We start from the raw sequence: 3354 nt of genomic DNA, 5'->3' as shown, positions 1-3354 counted from the left end.
AGCGCCGGGGAGCTGGTCGAACACATAGGCGTCCAGCACGTTGCCCATGGCGGCCAGCCTGGGCAGGGGGTTGGGGTAGAGGCCGGCTTGGCGGAACTGGGCGGGGGTCTCCCGGGGACGGTTGTCGGGCTTCGGCTCCCGGGCCTTGAAGGGGAGCTGGTTGGGGTCGAAGGGCTGGCGGGCGGGGGCGCTCTGCACCGCATCGAGATGGGCGCGGGCGGCGCGCACGGCGCTCAGCAACTCCTCGCGGGTGGGGGCGCGGTCGATGGCGTCCAGTTCGCCGAGGGTGCGGTCGAGGTGGCGGCGGAAGTGGCCGCGGGCCTGCGCCTGGCGCTGTTCGATGGTGGCGCCGAGGCCCTTGGCCTGGATCAGCGCGTCGATCGTGTCGAAGCGCTCACCAACCCGGCGGTCGAGGGTGCGCAGGGTAGAGGCCAGTTGGGCCAGTTCGGCGCGGCCGTTGGCGCCCTCCTCGCCGGCGGTGAGCCGTGCCTCCAGGCGGGAGAGGCGGCTCTTCACCTGCTGGATCGCCTTGGCCAGCTTGGTCTCGTCGCGCTCCTCGGCACGCGTCTGGCCCGGCGGATCGATCGGCGCGGTGCGCAGGGCGGCGGCGGCGGGGGCGGTGATGAGGCCGCCGAAGGCGACGATCACCAGCGCGGCGGTGGTGCGCAGGAAGGTGGTGCTTGAGCGCAACCTCTCGATCAGCGAGCGGTGCTCTTCGGCGGCAACGAAGCAGAGGCGGTTCATCCCTGTGTCCATCGATCCGGTCCTTGATGCAGTTGTGATTCAGGATTTTCCCGAATAAAAAACATATAACCCCGTAAGTCAATGGGAATCCGCATCTTGGTCCCGCTTTGAAGGCAAAGGCTTACAGGGCAGTAACGTTATTGATGGACGGTATCGGAAAACACCACACTCCGGCCGGAAGATTTTCCGATAACTCTTCGTGCTAAGCCCTCCTCATCGCTCAGCGGTATTGGTCTTCGCGCAGACCCGGAAATTACGATCGGGGAAGACGCCCCTTACGGATGAGCAGCTTGCGGCTCCTTACGGGTCGTTCTGGTTGGAAAATATTGGGTAAAGAGGGCTAACTCCTCCCGTCTCTCCGCGGGAAGGCCGATCTCTCGGCGCTTGAAGTCGTTCTGCTCCGGCAGGGCATTTGGTCTTCTATGCCGATGGACGAACCTGTTGAAATTCCGGACGCATTCCGCCCTCCGATCGATGAGACTGACGTCTCACCGGAACCCGGTGTAGCGCGTCATCGTTCACGGCGCCGGTGGTGGTTCGGAATCGCGTTGATCCTGTTCCTCGGGGTGCTTGCGGGGGTGGTCTGGTGGCAGGCTCAGCGGCCTGCACCACCGGTCTCCGTCCCGCTGTTGGAGCAGGAGCGAGCCACGGCGGCAGTTCCATCGGAACAGACCAGCACTGAAGCGGCGGCGCCGGACGAGCCTTCTCCCCCCACTCCCGCTTCCACCGTATCCCAGGACACCCCGACTCCATCCACCACGTTGGATCTCCACCTATTGGCGGTGGCGATCATGGACGAATTGGAATCTCGCCCGGTTCACCCCGCGCTACGCGGGATCGATGCGCGGCTGGAAGGCATTGAGCAGCGCCTTGCTGCGCTAGCTCGGGACTCCGAGCGGGTGGATCAATTCAAGCGGCTCAGCACCGGATTGGAGGAAATCCGCAAACGGATTGAGCACCTCGCCGCCAAGCTCTCTGCCCCGAAACCCCGACCGGTGCAGTTGCCGTTCTCGGTGGTCAGCGCCGGCCGTCTCGGAAATGTCCCGTTCGTGGTGGTGGACGCCGGCCGACCGCTTCAGGTGTCGGTTGGCGAGATCTTGGTGGGATGGACACTGGAGACGGTGGACGCTGGTACCGGCGAGTGGGCGTTCCGCAAAGGAGCGCACCGCCGAACCGGGAGGGCGACCCCGTGATGTCCCGTAGCCTGCTGCTCCTCGGGGTATCTCTTCTCCTCTCCGGCTGTGACACCGCCCGGCTTTCCGTTCTGGTTACGCCAACCAAGGAGCCACAAGAACTGCCGGTCCAGGAACCAACCCCCACGCTCGATGCCCACGGCTGGCGCGTCGTCGATCTGTCCTCGCGGGACCAGGTTGCTCCGGCGTCTGTTGCCCGCCACGAATCCTCTGCGTCCCCCAATCCGTCGGAGGTATTTCGCATCCCCTTCGCCTCAGGCAGCCAACACCTGGGACCGCAAGGTCGCAAGGCGATTTCTTCCACGGCGTCGGCCCTCCGCTCCGCCCCGACCATCGTGCTGCGCGGCATGACCGACGACTGGGGCGATGCAGCGTTTCGCGACCGGCTCGCCTTCGGCCGGGCGGTGGCGGTACGGGAGGCGCTGGTGGCAGCCGGGGTGCCATCCAGCCACATCCGCATCGTCGGGCGGGTCACCGATACCTTCGCCCGCGCCGTGCGGATCACCGTGGGGGACGATCATGCGAAGTAGTCTTCCCGTGATCTGGCTCGCGCTATGGGGATTGCTCCCTGCCTCCGCCCTGCCGGCGGATATCGCTATCGACCACTCGGAGATCGGTGCTTCCAGCACGGAGACCAGTGACGCAAACCGCGCCCAGGCGTGGGGCTTGGATGACGCCGAATGGGGTCGCTATCGGTCGCTCCTCCAGGGACCGCTGGGGTTGCGTCTACCCAACATCGACCCGCTGCTCGCCCTGTTGATGGCGAGCGACGATCCGGCGGAGCAGCGCTAACAGGACACCCATCCCAATGGCGCGCCGATGCTAGATACGCGACAGCGCATCCACCAAAACGGAGCCGTGGCTATCCGTAGGGGTTCGTCCTCGTGCTACGAGCCGGCGCTACGCAATCCGTCGCGGGCCGCTGAGGGCGCCTATTCCCGCGGCGGCAGCGAGCAGATCAGGGTGAGGATCGACTGGCGCAGGGCCGGGTCGAGGCGGGCGAAGTGGGTGAGTAGCCGGTGCTGCTCCTCGCTGGAGGCGCGGGGCGGCTCCTTGCCGGTGATCAGCCATTCGGGGTCGCGGTTGAGTTTGCGGGCGAGCTTGAAGAGTTGGTCGGGACGGGGGGAGACGATCTCGCCGCTCTCCCATTTGTGAAGGGTCTGGCGGCTGACGCCCATCGTCTTGGCGAGTTGGGAGACGCCCCAGCCCAGGGACTCTCTCGCATTTCTGATTCGTTCGCCTACGCGCTCCATAGGAGGCAACGTAGCAACCAAGGCGTCGCCAAAGAGCGACGATAGTGTCTCGTTTTATTTACTATCGCATCTATTATTGCTAACGTTTTCGGCGTAGCTTCGGCAAATTCACCTGGATTTAATGACTTCAAAGGCAAGAGGTTATCTCGCATGGAAAGTCATCC

The 3354-nt window shown here is 64.9% G+C and carries 4 protein-coding genes and 1 pseudogene; 3 read left to right on the top strand and 2 right to left on the bottom strand.

The genetic code is table 11. The features are described 5' to 3' along the window. Window positions 1–756 (bottom strand): annotated as a pseudogene (locus tag ACYQ2W_RS25725) (hypothetical protein); the annotation flags it as partial. A gap of 536 nt (window positions 757–1292) precedes the next feature. Here ACYQ2W_RS25725 and ACYQ2W_RS25720 point away from each other — a divergent pair. From ACYQ2W_RS25720 to ACYQ2W_RS25710, 3 genes are read left to right on the top strand one after another with little or no spacing between them, the layout of a single operon-like run. Then, window positions 1293–1937, top strand: a complete 645-nt coding sequence (locus ACYQ2W_RS25720) for a hypothetical protein (RefSeq protein ID WP_459873826.1) — start codon at window positions 1293–1295, stop codon at window positions 1935–1937. Beyond that, window positions 1937–2467 carry an OmpA family protein gene (locus ACYQ2W_RS25715; protein WP_459873828.1) on the top strand — a complete coding sequence of 177 codons (531 nt, stop codon included), beginning with the start codon at window positions 1937–1939 and terminating at the stop codon, window positions 2465–2467. The genes ACYQ2W_RS25720 and ACYQ2W_RS25715 overlap by 1 nt, the downstream gene beginning before the upstream one ends. After that, window positions 2457–2729 (top strand): hypothetical protein, encoded by a 273-nt coding sequence (locus tag ACYQ2W_RS25710; RefSeq protein WP_459873824.1) that lies wholly within the window; start codon window positions 2457–2459, stop codon window positions 2727–2729. Before ACYQ2W_RS25715 ends, ACYQ2W_RS25710 begins: the two co-directional genes overlap by 11 nt. 140 nt (window positions 2730–2869) lie before the next feature. On the opposite strand, the gene ACYQ2W_RS25705 is transcribed toward ACYQ2W_RS25710, so the two are convergent. Beyond that, window positions 2870–3190, bottom strand: a complete 321-nt coding sequence (locus tag ACYQ2W_RS25705; RefSeq protein ID WP_459873822.1) for a helix-turn-helix domain-containing protein — start codon at window positions 3188–3190, stop codon at window positions 2870–2872. Window positions 3191–3354: the final 164 nt, after the last annotated feature.

Source organism: Endothiovibrio diazotrophicus, from assembly GCF_054657215.1.
Note: the sequence above shows the minus strand (reverse complement) of the source record. Positions and strands in the feature narration are given on the sequence as shown.